Origin of the sequence: Carnobacterium maltaromaticum DSM 20342, from assembly GCF_000744945.1 — a bacterium.
GTDB classification, from domain to species: Bacteria; Bacillota; Bacilli; order Lactobacillales; family Carnobacteriaceae; genus Carnobacterium; species Carnobacterium maltaromaticum.
This window is the reverse complement of sequence record NZ_JQMX01000001.1, coordinates 1,826,884-1,846,985: the sequence shown is the minus strand read 5'-3', so window position 1 is coordinate 1,846,985 and position 20,102 is coordinate 1,826,884. Positions and strand designations below refer to the sequence as shown.

The following is a 20,102-nucleotide window of genomic DNA, read 5'->3' as shown; positions in this document are numbered from 1 at the left end:
TAGAAACAAGAAGGGATACAACACTTGCTGTTGTATCCCTTCTTTATCAAAAAACAAATGATGAAAAAGTAAAAAAGAGGTGCTTAAAATGTCAGATTATTTATTGAAAAGTGTTTGTTACGATGGTCAAATTAGAGCTTACGCTGTTTGTGCAACTGAAACAGTTGGTGAAGCACAAAAAAGACATGATACATGGAGTGCATCTTCAGCGGCATTAGGTCGGACTATGATTGGTGCTCTTTTATTAGGTGCAACTATGAAAGGTCAAGACAAAATGACCGTTAAAGTTGAAGGGGATGGCCCTGCAGGCACGATTATTGTCGATAGTAACGGAGCTGGCGAAACAAAAGGTTATATTTCCAATCCAAAAGTACACTTGCCGCCAAATGAAGCAGGTAAAATAGATGTTCGTGGTGCAGTTGGAACAGAAGGTACATTAACAGTTATTAAAGATATGGGAATGAAAGAAACTTTCTCAGGTCAAGTACCATTAGTAAGCGGTGAGCTTGGCGAGGATTTCACTTATTATATGGCAAACTCAGAGCAAGTACCATCAGCGATTGGTTTAAGTGTTTTAGTTGATACAGATAATTCAATTAAAGCGGCTGGAGGTTTCATGATTCAAGTCATGCCTGGAGCAACAGATGCAACCTTAGACGCTATTGAAAAAAATATCGCTGAAATTCCTCTAGTTTCAAAACTAATGGACGAAGGTGAAAGTCCAGAAGAAATTCTCTTTCGACTACTAGGTGGGGAAGAAAACGTTAAAATTCTAGAAAAAATGCCAGTAACATTTAAATGTGATTGTTCAAAAGAACGTTTTGCTAATGCGATTATCACATTAGGTCCAACAGAAATTCAAGATATGATCGATGAAGATCATGGCGCAGAAGCAAATTGTAATTTCTGTGGAAATAGCTACCATTATTCAGAAGAAGATTTAGCTGAACTAAAAATAGAAGCGGCTGGCCTGTAATCAGGACTCGGCTCTAAAATTAAACTAGCTATAAAGGTACGGCTTATTAATGGTTTTTACTTGACAAAAGTAAGTAAGATTTCTAGAATGAGTTTAAGAGTAAACAGGTGTAGGAAAGTCGTGTCTGTTTTTTACTAGGCCTAACCAGCTCAACAAACTTTTTATTCGATAGGAGGAAAAATAATGGTAAAAATTGTATCGTCAGTAACACAGTTAATTGGGGAAACGCCAATTGTTAAATTAAATCGCGTGGTTCCAGAGGATGCAGCGGATGTTTATGTAAAGCTTGAATTTTTTAATGCTGGAGGTAGTGTTAAAGATCGGATTGCTTTAAACATGATTGAAGTTGCTGAAGAGGAAGGTATTTTGAAACCAGGTGATACTATTGTCGAGCCTACTAGTGGAAATACAGGTATCGGTTTAGCCATGGTTGCTGCAGCTAAGGGCTACCAGGCTATTTTAGTAATGACGGATACAATGAGTATTGAAAGACGTAAGATATTACGTGCTTACGGTGCGACCCTTATTTTAACTCCAGGTGCAGAAGGTATGAAGGGAGCAATCGCTAAGGCAACTGAATTGGCAGCTCAGCCAGGTTACTTTATGCCGATGCAATTTGAGAACTTAGCGAATCCAGCAGTTCATGAAGTGACAACTGGTCCAGAGATTCTAGAAGCTTTTGATGGAAAAGGCCCTGATGCTTTTGTAGCAGGTGTAGGAACAGGTGGTACGTTAACTGGAGTAGGACATGTTTTAAAACAAGCTAATCCAGATGTTCTTATTTATGCAGTAGAGCCGGCAGAATCACCTGTTTTAGCTGGTGGTTCACCAAGTCCACACAAAATTCAAGGAATCGGTGCTGGCTTTATCCCAGAAGTATTAGATCGAACAGTTTATGATGGAATTTTAGAAGTAGCCAGTGAAGAAGCTTTACTAATGGGTCGTGAAGTTGCCGCTAAAGAAGGTATTTTAGTAGGGATTTCATCTGGTGCTGCAATTAAAGCCGCTATTGAGGTAGCTAAGAAACTAGGTAAAGGTAAATCTGTTTTGGCCGTCGTTCCAGATAACGGTGAGCGTTACCTTTCAACAGCGTTGTATCCAACTGTAGAAGGCGAATAAATGAAATGTACTATAAGAAGCTAGAATGAACCTATTCTTAGCTTCTTTTTTATAGAAAAAATTAAAATAATAAGCAAGAATGTTTTCGTAGTTTGTGAAGTATGATATGATACGAGTTGTAAAATTGATAAAATGCTAATTAAAAACAAGTAAAGTAGAACTTTACATATAAATAGAAAAGAGGAACAAATAATATGTGGAAAATTGGAGATGTTGAGATTCCTAATCGAGTAGTAGTTGCTCCAATGGCCGGAATCAGTAATGCAGCTTTTCGAGTGACAGTCAAAGAATTTGGTGCTGGTCTTGTTGTCTGTGAAATGATTAGTGACAAAGGAATTCAAACTCGTAACAAAAAAACTTTAGATATGTTGCATATTGAAGAAAATGAATATCCATTAAGTGTTCAAATTTTTGGTGGAGATAAAGCGAACTTAGTTGAAGCTGCAAAATTTGTTGAAGCCAATACTCAAGCCGCTATTATTGATATTAATATGGGGTGTCCAGTAAACAAAATAATTAAAGCTGAAGCTGGAGCAAAATGGCTATTAGATCCAAACAAAGTTTATGAAATGGTAGCAGCTGTTGCCGATGCTGTTAAGATTCCTGTGACAGTTAAGATGCGTATTGGCTGGGACTCAGATCATGTCTTTGCTGTTGAAAATGCATTGGCAGCTGAACGTGCAGGAGCAGGAGCGGTAGCGATGCATGGAAGAACGCGTGTCCAAATGTACGAAGGTCAAGCAGATTGGGATGTTTTACGACAAGTGAAGCAAGAGTTAACAATTCCTTTTATGGGGAATGGAGATGTTAGAACTCCGATGGATGCCAAAAGAATGTTGGATGAAGTTGGTGCAGATGGCGTGATGATTGGGCGAGCTGCTTTAGGTAATCCGTGGATGATTTATCAAACTAAACACTATTTAGAGACAGGCATTTTATTACCTGAACCATCGGCAAGAGAAAAGATAAAAACAGCTAAATTACATTTAGAACGTTTGGTAAATTTAAAAGGTGAAGTTATCGCAACCAGAGAATTTCGTCAACATGCTGCATACTACCTAAAAGGCATTTCTCGTGCGGCAAAAACTAAAGTTGCCGTTAATCAAGCAACACGTCCAGAAGAAATGGCGCGAATCTTAGATGATTTTGTTGATGCGACCGAAGAACGCGAAATGAAATTAGCGAAATAATTAAAATGTGAGGAATTAATGGAGAAATCCGCTTAATTTCCTTGCTTTTTTTTGATTATATTGGCATTATTAAGAGTAATGAAAGAAAAATGAATCTAACTAAGAAAATTGCGGATAAAGGTTATGTAAAAAATAACTATAAACCCCAGTTCGATAATTAAGTAGAAATGGAGCGGTAAAAATGAGTAACGAAACAAACCAACAAGAAGAATTAAACGATCAATTAAAAGTGCGCCGCGAAAAAATGGAGCAATTACGAGAAAAAAATATTGATCCATTCGGTGAACGCTTTGAAAGAACGCATTTATCAAGCGAATTACATGAGGCTTATGATCGTTTCACTAAAGAAGAGTTAGTGGAACAAAAAGAAACGGCAACAGTTGCAGGTCGGATCATGACAAAGCGTGGCAAAGGTAAAGTTGGATTTGCCCATCTCCAAGATCGTAAAGGCCAAATCCAAATATATGTACGTAAAGATGCAGTTGGTGATGATGCTTATGATATTTTTAAAAATGCTGATTTAGGTGATTTTATTGGTGTAACAGGTGAAGTCATGAAAACTGATACTGGTGAAGTGACAATTAAACCAACATCATTGGTTCAGTTATCAAAAGCCTTACGTCCATTACCAGATAAATATCATGGCTTAACAAACGTTGAACAACGTTACCGTCAACGCTATTTAGATTTAATTAGTAATAAAGAAAGTTTTGATCGTTTTACAAAACGTAGTGAGATTATTCGTGAGGTCCGTAATTACCTAAATGAGCAAGATTATTTAGAAGTTGAAACTCCAACATTGCATAACTTAGCTGGTGGAGCAGCAGCTCGTCCATTTATTACACATCATAATGCATTAGATATGGAATTGTATTTACGCATTGCCTTAGAGTTACATTTAAAACGTCTAATTGTTGGTGGTATGGAGAAAGTCTACGAGATTGGTCGAGTATTCCGTAACGAAGGTGTTGATACAACCCATAATCCTGAATTCACCATGTTAGAAGTCTATACAGCATATACAGACTATAAAGATGTAATGGATTTAACGGAAGGTCTTATTAAAACTGTAGCCAACCGTGTGTTAGGTACTGGTGAAATCACTTATGGTGAAGTAACCGTTGATTTAGATACTAAATGGAAACGTCAGCACATGCTAGATGCAATCAAGGAATATTCAGGTGTTGATTTTTGGCCTGTAATGTCAGATGAAGAAGCTCGTGCTTTAGCAAAAGAGAACAATGTTACTATTACAGAGCATATGCAGTATGGTCATGTAGTTAACGAGTTTTTTGAAACATTTGTTGAAGAAAAATTAATTCAACCAACATTCATTTATGGTCATCCAGTTGAAATTTCTCCATTAGCTAAGAAGAATCCACAAGATGGACGTTTCACAGACCGCTTTGAAGTGTTTATTGTTGGAAATGAATATGGTAATGCCTTTACTGAATTAAATGATCCTATTGATCAAAGAGAACGTTTTGAAGCACAAATGCGTGAACGTGCAGGTGGAAATGACGAAGCGCATCAATTAGATGAAGATTTCTTAGAAGCGCTTGAATATGGAATGCCACCAACTGGCGGTTTAGGAATTGGGATTGATCGATTGGTTATGCTGTTAACAGACGCATCGGCTATTCGTGATGTTTTACTCTTCCCAACAATGCGCAATCACTAAAATAAATAGTTAAAGAATGGAACGTGTTAATCATTTTTGATTAATGGGTTCCATTTTCTTATCTTATATAGAAGAAAGCAGGAAAATATTTTTTATAAAATGAAAAATGCCACTCCTTTTAGTTAGTTTTTAACTAAAAAAGGAATAAAGTAGCTATTTTTGCGGTGCTTTTAATAAAAATGAATATTCACTCTGAAATGCATAAATATTTAAAAGCATACAAAGAGTAATCCCAACTTATTCTTGTTCGGTTTTAAAGGATGTAAGCGTTGTGTAAAATATAAAAAAAACTAGATTTTCAGTTTTAAAAATTAATTTAATTTATTTACCAAAAAGTGTTGACGAAACTTGCTGTAGCTGTTATATTTATACATGTCGCCGGGACGTAACAACGTCTCGACGGAAAACGAAATTAAAAAAAGTTTTAAAAAGTGTTGACAACAAATTAACCATGTGTTAATATTTAGAAGTTGTCAAAACGACAAACGAAACAACTTAGACCTTTGAAAACTGAACAAAGTAAGACGAACCAAATGTGTAGGATGACTCAACAAGGTTGAGTCAAATAAGCAAGAAAGTGAATAATTATTCGCTAGCAAAACTAATGAGCTTCAAGCATCATTTTATATGAGAGTTTGATCCTGGCTCAGGACGAACGCTGGCGGCGTGCCTAATACATGCAAGTCGAACGCACGAAGTTGAAGAGCTTGCTCTTTAACCAAGTGAGTGGCGGACGGGTGAGTAACACGTGGGTAACCTGCCCATTAGAGGGGGATAACATTCGGAAACGGATGCTAATACCGCATAGTTTCAGGGATCGCATGATTCTTGAAGGAAAGGTGGCTTCGGCTACCACTAATGGATGGACCCGCGGCGTATTAGCTAGTTGGTGAGGTAATGGCTCACCAAGGCAATGATACGTAGCCGACCTGAGAGGGTGATCGGCCACACTGGGACTGAGACACGGCCCAGACTCCTACGGGAGGCAGCAGTAGGGAATCTTCCGCAATGGACGAAAGTCTGACGGAGCAACGCCGCGTGAGTGAAGAAGGTTTTCGGATCGTAAAACTCTGTTGTTAAAGAAGAACAAGGATGAGAGTAACTGCTCATCCCCTGACGGTATTTAACCAGAAAGCCACGGCTAACTACGTGCCAGCAGCCGCGGTAATACGTAGGTGGCAAGCGTTGTCCGGATTTATTGGGCGTAAAGCGAGCGCAGGCGGTTCTTTAAGTCTGATGTGAAAGCCCCCGGCTCAACCGGGGAGGGTCATTGGAAACTGGAGAACTTGAGTGCAGAAGAGGAGAGTGGAATTCCACGTGTAGCGGTGAAATGCGTAGATATGTGGAGGAACACCAGTGGCGAAGGCGACTCTCTGGTCTGTAACTGACGCTGAGGCTCGAAAGCGTGGGGAGCAAACAGGATTAGATACCCTGGTAGTCCACGCCGTAAACGATGAGTGCTAAGTGTTGGAGGGTTTCCGCCCTTCAGTGCTGCAGCTAACGCATTAAGCACTCCGCCTGGGGAGTACGGCCGCAAGGCTGAAACTCAAAGGAATTGACGGGGACCCGCACAAGCGGTGGAGCATGTGGTTTAATTCGAAGCAACGCGAAGAACCTTACCAGGTCTTGACATCCTTTGACCACTCTAGAGATAGAGCTTTCCCTTCGGGGACAAAGTGACAGGTGGTGCATGGTTGTCGTCAGCTCGTGTCGTGAGATGTTGGGTTAAGTCCCGCAACGAGCGCAACCCTTATTACTAGTTGCCAGCATTTAGTTGGGCACTCTAGTGAGACTGCCGGTGACAAACCGGAGGAAGGTGGGGATGACGTCAAATCATCATGCCCCTTATGACCTGGGCTACACACGTGCTACAATGGATGGTACAACGAGTCGCAAGGTCGCGAGGCCAAGCTAATCTCTTAAAGCCATTCTCAGTTCGGATTGTAGGCTGCAACTCGCCTACATGAAGCCGGAATCGCTAGTAATCGCGGATCAGAACGCCGCGGTGAATACGTTCCCGGGTCTTGTACACACCGCCCGTCACACCACGAGAGTTTGTAACACCCGAAGCCGGTGAGGTAACCTTTTAGGAGCCAGCCGTCTAAGGTGGGATAGATAATTGGGGTGAAGTCGTAACAAGGTAGCCGTATCGGAAGGTGCGGCTGGATCACCTCCTTTCTAAGGAATATTACGGAAATCCCACACATTCGTTTTTACTTTGTTCAGTTTTGAGAGGTCTAACTCTCAAAACGATTCATCTCTATTCATTAGAGGTCAATCACATTTTGTTCTTTGAAAACTGGATACTGTTTAAAAAGTAATTAAAGTAAGAAACCGAGAAAACACCGCGTTTTAAATGAGTTTTTTAATTAGTTCTTATCGTAAGATAATGAATAAAATCATTGACTAACATCATGAGATTCCTTCGGGAATACCATCGATAAAAATTTTGTGCTAATGCGAAGCAATTCGAGGAAATGAGTGTTTGAGAAACGGAGCGTACTAGCGTACGTGAGTATCACAAAACACGAAATTAACGAAGAAGTGTGAAGTAGTAGTGCCAAAATTAGGTTAAGTTAATAAGGGCGCACGGTGGATGCCTTGGCACTAAGAGCCGATGAAGGACGGGACTAACTCCGATATGCTTTGGGGAGCTGTAAGTAAGCTTTGATCCAAAGATTTCCGAATGGGGGAACCCAGCATTTTTTATAGAATGTTACTGCTAGCTGAATACATAGGCTAGTAGAGGTAGACGCAGAGAACTGAAACATCTAAGTACCTGCAGGAAGAGAAAGAAAATTCGATTCCCTGAGTAGCGGCGAGCGAAACGGGAAGAGCCCAAACTAAAGAGCTTGCTCTTTGGGGTTGTAGGACACGACATTAAGAGTCATAAATGAGTTTTGTAGAAGAAGCGATCTGGAAAGGTCCGCCGAAGAGGGTAAAAGCCCCGTAATCGAAACAAAGTTCACTCTGTTGTGTATCCTGAGTACGGCGGAACACGAGAAATTCCGTCGGAATCCGCGGGGACCATCCCGCAAGGCTAAATACTCCTTAGTGACCGATAGTGAACCAGTACCGTGAGGGAAAGGTGAAAAGAACCCCGGAAGGGGAGTGAAAGAGCTCCTGAAACCGTGTGCTTACAAATAGTTAGAGCCCGTTAATGGGTGATAGCGTGCCTTTTGTAGAATGAACCGGCGAGTTACGATTACATGCGAGGTTAAGTTGATAAGACGGAGCCGTAGCGAAAGCGAGTCTGAATAGGGCGAATGAGTATGTGGTCGTAGACCCGAAACCAAGTGACCTACCCATGTCCAGGTTGAAGGTGCGGTAATACGCACTGGAGGACCGAACCCACGTATGTTGAAAAATGCGGGGATGAGGTGTGGGTAGCGGAGAAATTCCAATCGAACTTGGAGATAGCTGGTTCTCTCCGAAATAGCTTTAGGGCTAGCCTCGGAATTAAGAATCATGGAGGTAGAGCCACTGTTTGGACTAGGGGCCCTTCTAGGGTTACCGAATTCAGATAAACTCCGAATGCCATTGATTTATATCCGGGAGTCAGACTGCGAGTGATAAGATCCGTAGTCGAAAGGGAAACAGCCCAGACCACCAGCTAAGGTCCCAAAGTTACTATTAAGTGGAAAAGGATGTGGGGTTGCTTAGACAACTAGGATGTTGGCTCAGAAGCAGCCATCATTTAAAGAGTGCGTAATAGCTCACTAGTCGAGTGACCCTGCGCCGAAAATTTACCGGGGCTAAATAGTACACCGAAGCTGTGGATAGAACCTTAGGGTTCTATGGTAGGAGAGCGTTCTAAGGGCGTCGAAGCTAGACCGTGAGGACTAGTGGAGCGCTTAGAAGTGAGAATGCCGGTATGAGTAGCGAAAGACGGGTGAGAATCCCGTCCACCGTATGACTAAGGTTTCCTGGGGAAGGCTCGTCCTCCCAGGGTTAGTCGGGACCTAAGCCGAGGCCGATAGGCGTAGGCGATGGACAACAGGTTGATATTCCTGTACCAGTTTCTTTTGTTTGAACAATGGAGGGACGCAGGAGGCTAAGAAATGCGCACTGTTGGATATGTGCGTCTAAGCAATGAGTCTTGAGGTGAGTTAAATGCTTGCTTCTATACGGACAAGTTGTGATGGGGAGGGAAATTACAGTACCGAAGTTTCTGATGTCACACTGCCAAGAAAAGCTTCTAGTTAGAAAGAAATTGCCCGTACCGCAAACCGACACAGGTAGTCGAGGAGAGTATCCTAAGGTGTGCGAGAGAACTCTCGTTAAGGAACTCGGCAAAATGACCCCGTAACTTCGGGAGAAGGGGTGCTGATCGAAAGATCAGCCGCAGTGAATAGGCCCAAGCGACTGTTTATCAAAAACACAGGTCTCTGCAAAATCGAAAGATGACGTATAGGGGCTGACGCCTGCCCGGTGCTGGAAGGTTAAGAGGATTGGTTAGCTTCGGCGAAGCTAAGAATTGAAGCCCCAGTAAACGGCGGCCGTAACTATAACGGTCCTAAGGTAGCGAAATTCCTTGTCGGGTAAGTTCCGACCCGCACGAAAGGCGTAACGATTTGGGCACTGTCTCAACGAGAGACTCGGTGAAATTATAGTACCTGTGAAGATGCAGGTTACCCGCGACAGGACGGAAAGACCCCATGGAGCTTTACTGCAGTTTGATATTGAGTGTTTGTACAGCTTGTACAGGATAGGTAGGAGCCATAGAAGTCAGGACGCCAGTCTTGATGGAGGCATTGGTGGGATACTACCCTTGCTGTATGACCACTCTAACCCTAGCCACTAATCGTGGCTGGAGACAGTGTCAGACGGGCAGTTTGACTGGGGCGGTCGCCTCCTAAAGAGTAACGGAGGCGCCCAAAGGTTCCCTCAGAATGGTTGGAAATCATTCGTAGAGTGTAAAGGCAGAAGGGAGCTTGACTGCGAGACCTACAAGTCGAGCAGGGACGAAAGTCGGGCTTAGTGATCCGGTGGTTCCGCATGGAAGGGCCATCGCTCAACGGATAAAAGCTACCCTGGGGATAACAGGCTTATCTCCCCCAAGAGTCCACATCGACGGGGAGGTTTGGCACCTCGATGTCGGCTCATCGCATCCTGGGGCTGTAGTCGGTCCCAAGGGTTGGGCTGTTCGCCCATTAAAGCGGTACGCGAGCTGGGTTCAGAACGTCGTGAGACAGTTCGGTCCCTATCCGTCGCGGGCGCAGGAAATTTGAGAGGAGCTGTCCTTAGTACGAGAGGACCGGGATGGACACACCGCTGGTGTACCAGTTGTTCTGCCAAGAGCATCGCTGGGTAGCTATGTGTGGAAGGGATAAACGCTGAAAGCATCTAAGCGTGAAGCCCCCCTCGAGATGAGATTTCCCATCACGTAAGTGAGTAAGACCCCTGAGAGATGATCAGGTAGATAGGTTGGAAGTGGAAGTACAGCGATGTATGGAGCGGACCAATACTAATCGGTCGAGGACTTAACCAAGAAATAAACGGTGAAGAACGTTTCCAAACAATTACTTTTTAAACAGTTCCAGTTTTGAGAGATCAAACTCTCTACAATTAAATAATTGAATCGCAGTTTAGTGTCGATGTAACCATCAACCTAAACAAGCATTTTTTAACAAATTGCAAGCTAATCAAGGATGTAACTGAGCGAACCCCGGAATGCACTAGTGTGCATGAGGAGTGGAGTAAAGGAAACAGACGCAGAGTAGCGCCGTAAGTTGTAAAAAAATTGTGTGGTGGCGATAGCGAAAAGGATACACCTGTTCCCATGCCGAACACAGCAGTTAAGCTTTTCAGCGCCGAGAGTAGTTGGGGGTTTCCCCCTGTGAGGGTAGGACGTTGCCACGCAAAAGATTCAATCGAAAAAAAGGACTATTGAAAAATAGTTCTTTTTTTATGCAAAATTTTAAAAATGATCATTATGTAGAATTTCTTATTACTTTTCTCAACTATTCGAATTATGATACAATACTAATTGATAACTATAAGACTATATTTAGTGATTGTAGCAATTTATTTACAAGAAAACTGAGTACTCTGAACACGGCATCCTTACAGCGCTGTTTACCGATTGCTTTGGCTGGCAGCTACATCTGAAAAGCATAAAAACCTTGATTTTTATTGAAACTTAAAGTTTTTTGAAGTAATCAATAGAGTTTGACTTATGGTGATATATGAACAGTTTATTAAATAGGAGAAATTATAGATGGAAAAAAATACAATTATAGAAAAAGTTTGTTACACGGATTTAGTTTTTGAGCGAGTAAATAAAAAGCTTAGTAAGACTATGACACAAAATGAAATAAAATTCTTAGTGCTAGCTACTTTAAATGATAACAGAAGTCAATTTGAAAAAATAGGTAAAAATTACTATGTATCTAATATGCCAAAAGGAATAAAATTAGTCATTAACTCTTCAACGTACCGTTTGATAACTGTAGATAAAATTTAACTAATGAGGAGTACTATAAAATTACATATATAAAGAATGTAAGTGTTAGTTTACTTGTCTTTGCTTTGTTGTTGAGCTGTCAAAAATCTCTAATGGTAGTAGAACCAACTTTGGTTAGTTAACGGTAGAGATCAAATAGGATTACCTAAAATGATTCAGCTAATGTCGGAAGAAAGCACACTACCTTTTTATGGTGCGAGTGGTTTGTTAACTATTTTAACTGAAACTTGTTATGTCATTGAAGCAATTTCACTTACAAAAAATAAAAGACGTTTCAGTTAATATTAACTGAGGCGTCTTTTTATGCGTATTCTAGTATAAGGGCTTGTTTTTGTAATTGACGCAAATAATTTGAAATTGTTCCAGTATAGATATGAGTAAAAATAGCTAATTCTTGTAAATCTTGAGGTGTAACCATATGTGGCTTTTTGCTAAATTCATAAAGACCACTATCTTCTAAAATAGTCGCTATAAATTCGGAACAAAAGAAGGCTCGATTACGTTGATAATCTATATTTACGGCTAAAGTAATTAAACCTAATAAATTATACCGCAAGTCTTCTTTATGTTGATGAAAATAGTTTATTTGTTCTTGAATATGTTTGTATTCATCCAAGGTGATTTCACAAGAATAAATTGAGCAACGAGCACTTAAAAAGAAATCATGTGAAATATCTTCTCGAACAAAACCCCCAATAAACGGGTTATTTAAGTCTTTTCGACCAAAACTAGCTAAATCATTCAAAGAAGGCATCAGAGCAATCGAAGCGTGATTGTAGCTAGCTCTAGTATATAATTTAATCGTTTTTGATAATAAACTACTTGTTGCAGTTAAAACTAGGTATAAATGCATGAATAATGGTCATCTCCTGTTCATTCATTAATTAAATACTACTATTTTTTTATTATACAGTAAAACACAGCATATATATATGGCACTTAGGTCTGATTATTAAAAATTGATGTAAATATGAAAAAATAATGAATGAAAGAAAAAGAATTTTTTAGAGATGAGAATAGCGAAAATAAAGAGTTTTCTTATTTTTTTTGATATATGAAGAAATTTTTGATAAATTAAGATAAAAAAAACACAGCGTTTCATTTCTTTTTATGATATATTTGTGTTATCTTAATGGAATAATTGTTTATTTTATTTGTTTTTAATCCTTTAAAATCAAAGGTAATTTGAAACCGATGGAAAAATCATTATTTTAAAAGTGTTATTTAGTGACCGTAAAACAAAAACAGATAGGAGAAACAATATATGAGCCAAATGCAATTAAAATGTTTTATCGAGATTATGCTTAATTTAATTGAAGAGAATGAATGGGAAGATACCTGTGAAATATTAGGCATTGAGGATCAAGATGAGTTTCGTATTATTAATGAAATGCGTCAGGATCAAATGAATATCTTCACTGAAACAGCATCTGCCTATATGGAAGTGTGCATGAAAAAGCATGACGGAATTGATTACGAAGATGAACATTTTAAAGAAATGACTTTGCATGAATGGCTAATTCACAATCGTCCAGAAGTTCCATTCTTATATATTTAAATTTAAAAGAAAAAGCAGCGCCTAATATGGCCTGCTTTTTTTAATTGTCTTCTTCGAAAAGTGTTCCTTTTTTTATTTGAACTAATTGGGAATGATAGATGCCCAGGTTTCCTGAAAATAAATAGCTAATAACACAAATTAAGAATAAATAAGGCAAACTAGCTGTTCCAAAAAGCTCTAAGCCCATGACAAAACATGCAATGGGAGTGTTTGTTGCTCCAGAAAATACACCGATAAATCCTAAACCTGCTAAGAATGATACTGGAAGAGCTAGGAAAGGTGCTAACGTGCTTCCTAGAGTAGCCCCAATGACAAATAGTGGTGTAACCTCTCCTCCTTGAAAACCTGCTCCAAGGGTCACAGATGTGAAAATTAATTTAATTAGAAAAGATAAAGGTGGAAGGTCGCCATTAAATGATTGTTCTAACATCGGTAAACTCAATCCTAGATAAGCACGACTGCCAATAACGATGACTAAGATGATAATTATGATCCCACCAAAAAAACTTTTAAAAATAGGGTTAGGAAACCATTCACTAAATTTTGTTTTTAGATAAGCCGTTAGTCGACTAAAAAGACGTCCAGTTAAGCCGAATAAAATTGCTGCCAAAATTAATTTTAAGATTAGGAGTGGTGTGCTAGTTGGAATTAGTCCCATTTGATAAATGTGATGAGTGGCGCCAAGAGCTAGTGTAACCCAGTTTGCTACTAAAGCAGACCATAAGCTAGGAAATAGTGCTTCTTCGCGGAAATAGCCTAATACGAGCACTTCCATAGCAAATAAAGTTCCAGCTATAGGTGTGCCAAAAACAGAACTAAATCCTGCACTCATTCCACAGATAATGAGAATGCGTCTCTCTTTAGCATTAATTTTAATGATTCGCCCGACAAAATCTGCAGTAGCACCACCCATTTGTACAGCAGTTCCTTCGCGACCAGCAGAACCACCAAAAAGATGCGTGGCTAAGGTTCCTATCAATGTTAAAGGGATTAGGCGTAAAGGGATTTTTTCTTCCCCACCAATCGCTTGCTCAATGACTAAATTATTGCCTTTATGGGCATTCTTTCCAAAGTCTTTATATAAATAACTAATAAAAGCCCCGGCTAAAGGCAGTAAAAAAAGTAACCAAGAGTAATGTACTTGTAAAGCTGTTACTTTTTCTAAAGATTTTAAGAAAAAGGCAGATAAAGCGCCTGTTAAAGTACCAACAAAACCAGCGTAAATAAACCACTTAATCAGGTAAAAGAGAATTTGAGTAAATTCTAACTGTTTAATTTTATGACAAATTGAGTGCACGATAATTCTCCTTCTTTCCATCTAAGTAAATAGAATGAACAAATTCATCTTATTTTACCACAAATTATTCTATTAGTAAGATAAAGTCAAAAAAGACTATTGAAACTAACCAAATAGTCTTTTTATTAACTGGTGCGTTTTAGAAATGCTGAAGGTGGCAAACCATAATATTTTTTAAATAACTTGCTAAAATAATAGGCATCATTATAGCCGACTAAATTTGCCGCTTCTTTAACTGTGATATCTTTTTCATTTTCCATTAATTCTTTTGCACGATTTAATCGTAATTTAATCAGATAATTGATTGGTGATTCTCCAGTTTCTTCTTTAAAGACTCGAGAAATATACGTTGGGCTGATATACAATGTTTGAGATAAAGAACTTAGGCTAACTTCCTCTGTATGATGATTTTCTAAATAATGAATAATGTCATTGACGATGGTTTGCTTTTCTTGCTCTTCATAGGAAAGTTTTAGAGCATTGATTTCTAATTGACTAGAGTCGGCATCACGTAAAATATAGATAATCAATTTCATCACCAATGCTTTTAACATCAAGTCATATCCCGCTTCACCTTTGGCTTTTTCCATTAAAATTTCTTGGCATACATCAAAAAATTCTGTTTTAAATTTTGTTAAATGAAGAATAGATGTGTTAAAAGGAAAATGATCACGTGAAAATCCTTGAAGTGCGAAATTGCGAAAACCAATGTGTATTTGTGTACTTTCCATTCCTTTTTGATAACGCTCATGATGATAAACACCAGGATTAAACAAGAGTATTGTTTCTTTTTCTAAAAAAACGGTTTCATCATTGATTACATAATCTACGGCACCATCAATAATAATCGACAATTCGAGAAAGTCATGATGGTGGTGTTGTCCTTCTGAAGGACCATTATTGTAACAATCAAAGATATATAAAATTTCTGGGTTAAATGTTTTTGTATTTAGTTGTAACATCCCCTATTCACCTCTTTCAAGCGCTTTCTATTATACGTTAAAAAATGAGGAACCGCAACAGAACTAGTCTATATATCTAGGTAAATAGAAGGTGATATAACTGAATATGTCTCGTTTTTTGATGTGAATAGGCAAGCTAAGTCTCTTAAATTGTCCTCTTTTATTTTAGGCAAGAATAAACAAGTTTATCCATCTTAATTAATAAAAATGACCATTCTTTTTTTGAACTATATCCAGTAATCTATAACAATAATAACGAATATGAAAGGTTAGATTTTAGGCTAGTTTCACTCGCAAGCCATTCTAGAAAAAGACAATTTTCCAAAAAAGTAAAGAGACATTTTTCTGCCATGGTAAAAACTGCGAGTTCAACATATTATAATTAGGAGGAATTTATATGGGAAGCATTAAATGGGTTTGGCAATATGCTAAGGTCTATCGATGGAAGACAATACTCGCAACTACCTTAGTATTGATTACCTCAATTTTAAGTATTGTGTATCCACTTTTGGGTGGAAGGATAGTGGACGAAGTCATAGATCAAGGGAAATCAGAATTATTACTGCCATTATTAGGTGCCATGATTGGTGTCACATTTATTCGAACAGTATTACGTTATAGCTATCAGATTTTATTTGAAAGGATTGGACAAAATTCACTATTTCAAATTCGTGAAGATTTGTATATGAAATTGCAAGAACTAGATTTTAATTTTTTTAATCAGACGCGTGTTGGAGATATTATGGCGCGAATGACTGGCGATACGGATGCGATTCGTCATTTTGTTTCATGGGTATTTTACAATATTTTAGAAAATTTACTATTATTTATTTGTGCCGTTGTAGTGATGGCTAGAATTGACTGGCGCCTTATGTTAGCTTTAGTTGCAATTACTCCTTTAATTGGTTTTTTAACAATGAGAATGTCTCAAAAAGCACAACCTATTTTCTATGAAATCAGAGAAAGTTTTTCACGCTTGAATTCAATGGTGGAAGAAAATATAAGTGGGAATCGTGTTGTTAAAGCATTTACAAGAGAAGAATTTGAAATTGAAAAATTTAATCACCATAATGATGATTTTAAGCAACGAAATATTGATTCAGCAGAAGTATCAAAACAGTATTTACCAATTTTAGATTCATTAGCAAGCAGTTTGACAATAATTACTTTAGTTTTAGGTGGCTACTTTGTTATTATTGGTCAAATGACGTTAGGGGATTTAGTCGCATTTAATGGTTTTTTGTGGATGTTAAATATGCCAATGCGCATGAGTGGTTGGTTAATTAATGATGTCCAACGATTTATCGCATCCTCCTTTAAAATTCGTGAAATGCTAGGTTCTAAATCTCGGATTCCAATTGTCTCTGAAAAACCTGCAACAGCTTTAAAAGGCTATGTTGAATTTGATGATGTGTCCTTTCATTTTGATGATGACCCAGAAACAGAAGTCCTAAGTCATATTTCTTTGAAAGCTGAACCTGGTCAAACGATTGGTATTCTAGGCGAAACAGGTTCAGGAAAATCGACGTTAGTTAATTTGATTGCACGTTTCTATGATCCTACCTCTGGAACTGTTTTAATTGATGGCGTTGATGCAAAGAAATGGCATGTACGTGAACTACGTGACCATATTGCGATCGTAATGCAAGATATATTCTTATTTTCGGATACGATTGAAGAAAATATTTCATTTGGTGTACCAGGCGCAGATAGCCAAGAAATCGAGCGTATGGCTCGCATAGCAGATGCTAACCATTTTATCGAGAAGATGCCTGACGGGTATGAGACGGTTGTTGGTGAACGTGGTGTCGGATTATCTGGCGGACAGAAGCAAAGAATTTCTTTAGCCAGAGCTTTAATGAAAAATCCGGCTATTTTAATTTTAGATGATACAACTTCAGCTGTTGATATGGAGACGGAGACAAAGATTCAAGGAGAACTAGATCAGATTACTGTCGACAAAACAACATTTATTATTGCACATCGAGTATCTTCTGTTAAGGATGCAGATGAAATTTTGATTATGGATCATGGGAAAATTGTAGAACGAGGAACTCATGAATCGCTCTTGGCATATAAGGGCTACTATTATGAAGTGTATAATAAACAACTTGGAAACTTTGATGTAACGGAGGTGGAACCAAATGGCTAGAAATAAATTTGATGTCGATGAAGAATTAGAACAAGAGTTTAATAAAGAACACTATCAACGCTTATTTCAATATGTAAAACCTTATAAAAAACCAATGCTAACTACATTGTTTGTCATTTTAATTGCAAATATTGCGACAATGCTAGGACCTTATTTTACTAAATTAGTTATTGATGATGTAATTCCAAATAAAAATATGACATTGTTAGGTTGGTTAGCTGTTGCTTTTATAGTCTCAGTATTTGTAACTGGTTGGTGTATGCGGTATCGAATCCAATCCATTACGTTAATCGGTCAAGATATGCTTAAAGATATGCGTTCAGATATTTTTGAACATTTACAAAAATTGCCATTCTCTTATTTTGACAGCCGACCACATGGGAAAATCTTGATCCGAGTAGTGAATTATATTAACACATTAAGTGATTTGCTTTCAAATGGATTAATTAATTTAATTTCAGATGTGATTAGTGTGGTCATTACGTTGATTTTTATGTTTGCGATTGACTTTAAATTAACGCTGTATAGCTTGGCTTTGTTACCAGTTTTATTCATTTTTGTAATGATCATTAAAAATAAACAACGAAAAGCCTATCAAGTTTTAAGCAACAAGCAATCGAATCTAAATGCGTATATTCATGAAAGTATTGCTGGAATTAAAGTAACACAATCATTTTCTAGGGAAGATGAGAATTACAAAATTTTTTCAGAGGTTAGCAATGAATATCGCTCTTCTTGGATGCATGCTGTAAAAGTTCAATTTCTTTTATGGCCGGGTGTTCAAAATATCGCTGTGATTACGACCTGTCTAATTTATTTCGTGGGAATCCGAGGCTTAGGTGTCGAGGTTTCAACCGGTACATTAATCGCTTTCATAGGTTATGTAAATAATTTTTGGAATCCAGTCATTAATATTGGGAATTTTTATAATTCATTAATTACAGCAACAGCCTATTTAGAAAGAATTTTTGAAACATTGGATGTAGAACCAGATATTAAAGATGCACCAGACGCATTTGAATTGCCCCCAATTAAGGGTGACGTCCGTTTTCGTCATGTAACCTTCAGATATGAAGAAGGCAAAGATATTTTAAAAGATATTTCATTTCATGTTTTACCGGGTGAGTCAATTGCTTTAGTTGGGCCGACTGGAGCTGGTAAGACGACCGTCATTAATTTGTTAAGCCGCTTTTATGATATCAACGAAGGCGAAATTTTAATTGATGGTGTGGATATCAGACGAGTGACATTACATTCTTTGAGGAAACAAATGGGTGTTATGCTACAAGACACATTTATTTTTTCAGGAACTATTCTAGACAATATTCGTTATGGAAAATTAGATGCAACCGAAGAAGAAGTGATTGCCGCTGCCAAGGTTGTTCGGGCTCATGATTTTATTGTTGATTTAAAAGAAGGATACCACACGGCTGTAAAAGAACGTGGTAGTACATTGTCTGCAGGACAAAGACAATTAATTTCTTTTGCACGAGCTTTGTTAGCTGATCCCAAAATATTAATTTTAGATGAAGCGACTTCAAGTATTGATACAAAAACAGAGACATTGTTACAGGATGGTTTAGATAAGTTGCTAGAAGGCCGAACTTCATTTATTATTGCCCATCGCTTATCTACCATTAAAAATAGCTCAAGAATCTTTTATATTGATCAAGGAACGGTTCAAGAGGCAGGTAGTCATGATGAATTAATGGCAGAGAAAGGCTATTATTATCAGTTATACCAATCTCAATTTGATTTATTAAAAGAAATATAGATACATGCGCAAAAAGGCTAGCAGACCAGATTTTACGCTAGCCTTTTTGTTATCTAGAGCATTCTAAGTTGCTAATTTAATAAAAATAAGTAAACTAAAGATAGAGAGAAAGGGGTTGGAAAAGTTGGAATTAATTGAAGATGAGAATGGTCTCGAGTTAGTGCATAGAAATGGGAATTGGGTACTAAAGAAAGAAGTGGGGTTTTCACCAGTCCAAACAATGGTAGCAAGTGTGGCAGCATGCAGCACATATGTGTATCAAAGTGTTTTAGAAAATTCCAATATTGCGTACCAACTTCATGGAGTTGAATTTGATTATGAAACTGCATCAGAAGGAACTGTTCATCCAGTGACAAAAATAAATATTCAATTTAAGGTGACGATTGATGAAGGAGCAAGAGAGCGAGCAACTCGCGGTTTGAAATTAATCGCCAAACATTGCACAGTCATCCAATCCTTGTCTGATTCTGTTGTTGTTGAAGAAATTTTAGTTTTTAGTTAAAAAAAAGACAATAAATGAGTTATTTAGTCGATTTTAAAAAGAATTTGTAAAATAATGAAAGAATAGTAGAGTATTGTTTGCATATTTAAGAAATCCATGTTATAGTTAGTTTATTGATTTTTGTATCGGATTATTTTGGTTTTTGTTGTTTTATGAACTTCTTCCAAGTGCCATTCAAGAACTATAAAAAATTTAGCAACATCACAAGGAGGAAACATATTATGACAAAAGGTAACGTAAAATGGTTTAACGCAGAAAAAGGATTCGGTTTTATTGAAAGTGAAGACGGCGGAGACGTATTCGTACACTTTTCAGCTATCCAAGGAGACGGATTCAAATCTTTAGACGAAGGTCAAGCTGTTGAGTTTGATACTGAAGAAGGCAACCGTGGACCACAAGCTGTAAACGTAACTAAAGCTTAATTT

14 protein-coding genes and 3 rRNA genes are annotated in these 20,102 nt (G+C 38.0%); 14 read left to right on the top strand and 3 right to left on the bottom strand.

Annotated features, from left to right (window positions below; all coding sequences use genetic code 11):
• The first annotated feature begins 88 nt into the window (after positions 1-88).
• The 9 genes from hslO to BR77_RS19445 all read left to right on the top strand — a co-directional run bounded on the left by hslO (position 89) and on the right by BR77_RS19445 (position 11,714).
• Positions 89-976, top strand: a complete 888-nt coding sequence (hslO, locus tag BR77_RS08820; RefSeq protein ID WP_015075460.1) for an Hsp33 family molecular chaperone HslO — start codon at positions 89-91, stop codon at positions 974-976.
• Positions 977-1,159: 183 nt separating this feature from the next.
• Positions 1,160-2,095, top strand: a complete 936-nt coding sequence (cysK, locus tag BR77_RS08815; protein ID WP_010054025.1) for a cysteine synthase A — start codon at positions 1,160-1,162, stop codon at positions 2,093-2,095.
• 194 nt (positions 2,096-2,289) lie between these two features.
• Positions 2,290-3,285, top strand: coding sequence for a tRNA dihydrouridine synthase DusB (gene dusB, locus BR77_RS08810; protein ID WP_010054026.1), 996 nt, complete (start codon positions 2,290-2,292; stop codon positions 3,283-3,285).
• Positions 3,286-3,466: 181 nt separating this feature from the next.
• Positions 3,467-4,966: a lysine--tRNA ligase gene (gene lysS, locus BR77_RS08805; protein ID WP_010054027.1), complete on the top strand. Its 1,500-nt coding sequence runs from the start codon at positions 3,467-3,469 to the stop codon at positions 4,964-4,966.
• Between the two features lie 623 nt (positions 4,967-5,589).
• Positions 5,590-7,144: ribosomal RNA gene (locus BR77_RS08800) — 16S ribosomal RNA — on the top strand.
• Positions 7,145-7,535: 391 nt separating this feature from the next.
• A 23S ribosomal RNA gene (locus BR77_RS08795) occupies positions 7,536-10,457 on the top strand.
• 255 nt (positions 10,458-10,712) lie between these two features.
• Positions 10,713-10,828: ribosomal RNA gene (gene rrf / locus BR77_RS08790) — 5S ribosomal RNA — on the top strand.
• Together the 16S, 23S and 5S rRNA genes form the textbook arrangement of a ribosomal RNA operon.
• A gap of 358 nt (positions 10,829-11,186) precedes the next feature.
• Positions 11,187-11,432 (top strand): DUF3781 domain-containing protein, encoded by a 246-nt coding sequence (locus tag BR77_RS08785; protein WP_015075462.1) that lies wholly within the window; start codon positions 11,187-11,189, stop codon positions 11,430-11,432.
• A 150-nt stretch (positions 11,433-11,582) separates the two neighbouring features.
• Positions 11,583-11,714 carry a hypothetical protein gene (locus tag BR77_RS19445; protein ID WP_015075463.1) on the top strand — a complete coding sequence of 44 codons (132 nt, stop codon included), beginning with the start codon at positions 11,583-11,585 and terminating at the stop codon, positions 11,712-11,714.
• A gap of 19 nt (positions 11,715-11,733) precedes the next feature.
• Here the strand turns inward: BR77_RS19445 and BR77_RS08780 are convergent, their stop codons facing one another.
• Entirely contained in the window at positions 11,734-12,285 is a 552-nt protein-coding gene (locus BR77_RS08780; protein WP_010050197.1) for a hypothetical protein, read from the bottom strand.
• Between the two features lie 411 nt (positions 12,286-12,696).
• Between BR77_RS08780 and BR77_RS08775 the strand changes: the two genes are divergently transcribed.
• Positions 12,697-12,990, top strand: coding sequence for a hypothetical protein (locus BR77_RS08775; protein WP_010050198.1), 294 nt, complete (start codon positions 12,697-12,699; stop codon positions 12,988-12,990).
• Between the two features lie 40 nt (positions 12,991-13,030).
• On the opposite strand, the gene BR77_RS08770 is transcribed toward BR77_RS08775, so the two are convergent.
• A complete protein-coding gene (locus BR77_RS08770) occupies positions 13,031-14,287 on the bottom strand; it encodes a chloride channel protein (RefSeq protein ID WP_080732542.1) in 1,257 nt (418 codons plus the stop codon).
• Between the two features lie 125 nt (positions 14,288-14,412).
• Positions 14,413-15,249 carry a helix-turn-helix domain-containing protein gene (locus tag BR77_RS08765; protein ID WP_010050201.1) on the bottom strand — a complete coding sequence of 279 codons (837 nt, stop codon included), beginning with the start codon at positions 15,247-15,249 and terminating at the stop codon, positions 14,413-14,415.
• A gap of 397 nt (positions 15,250-15,646) precedes the next feature.
• On the opposite strand from BR77_RS08765, the gene BR77_RS08760 reads away from it, so the two are divergent.
• From BR77_RS08760 to BR77_RS08745, 4 genes are all read left to right on the top strand, one after another.
• A complete protein-coding gene (locus BR77_RS08760) occupies positions 15,647-17,401 on the top strand; it encodes an ABC transporter ATP-binding protein (RefSeq protein ID WP_010050203.1) in 1,755 nt (584 codons plus the stop codon).
• Positions 17,394-19,175, top strand: coding sequence for an ABC transporter ATP-binding protein (locus BR77_RS08755; protein WP_010050204.1), 1,782 nt, complete (start codon positions 17,394-17,396; stop codon positions 19,173-19,175). Before BR77_RS08760 ends, BR77_RS08755 begins: the two co-directional genes overlap by 8 nt.
• A gap of 124 nt (positions 19,176-19,299) precedes the next feature.
• A complete protein-coding gene (locus tag BR77_RS08750) occupies positions 19,300-19,677 on the top strand; it encodes an OsmC family protein (RefSeq protein WP_015075465.1) in 378 nt (125 codons plus the stop codon).
• Between the two features lie 221 nt (positions 19,678-19,898).
• Entirely contained in the window at positions 19,899-20,099 is a 201-nt protein-coding gene (locus BR77_RS08745) for a cold-shock protein (RefSeq protein ID WP_010050206.1), read from the top strand.
• Positions 20,100-20,102 lie beyond the last annotated feature (3 nt).